Raw genomic sequence first — 565 nt, 5'->3', positions numbered from 1 at the left:
GGGGAAGTGGAACGCCATGTGGCATTCGTCGCCGCCGCCCCGGTAGTCACCGAAGTAGTCGACGACGTCCTCGGGCCACTGGTTGGCTTCCGCCAGCAGCACCGTGTCCGGGTACTGGGCGTCGATCTCCTTGCGTACCCGCTTGAGGAATTCGTGTGTCGCGGGCAGGTTCTCGCAGTTGGTGCCCTCTTCCGCGTACAGATACGGCACCGCGTCCAGCCGGAAGCCGTCGATGCCCAGGTCCAGCCAGAACCGCAGGGCGGAGATGATCTCCTCCTGCACGGCCGGGTTCTCGTAGTTCAGATCCGGCTGGTGGGAGAAGAAGCGGTGGAAGAAGTACTGCTTGCGGACGGGATCGAAGGTCCAGTTGGAGGCCTCGGTGTCGACGAAGATGATGCGGGCGTCGCTGTAGGCCTTGTCGTCGTCGGCCCAGACGTAGTAGTCGCCGTAGGGGCCGTCGGGGTCCTTCCTCGACTCCTGGAACCACGGATGCTGGTCGCTGGTGTGGTTCATGACGAAGTCGATGATGACGCGCATCCCACGCTGGTGGGCGGAGTCCACGAAA

1 protein-coding gene is annotated in these 565 nt (G+C 63.7%); it reads right to left on the bottom strand.

Going from position 1 to position 565, the window contains the following annotated elements; all coding sequences use genetic code 11:
• Positions 1–565: alpha-amylase family glycosyl hydrolase (locus tag POF73_RS45885; RefSeq protein ID WP_272125493.1), on the bottom strand; the 565-nt coding region annotated here is incomplete at both ends.

The organism is Streptomyces sp. HD (assembly GCF_028369295.1).
Classification (GTDB): domain Bacteria; phylum Actinomycetota; class Actinomycetes; order Streptomycetales; family Streptomycetaceae; genus Streptomyces.
Note: the sequence above shows the minus strand (reverse complement) of the source record. Positions and strands in the feature narration are given on the sequence as shown.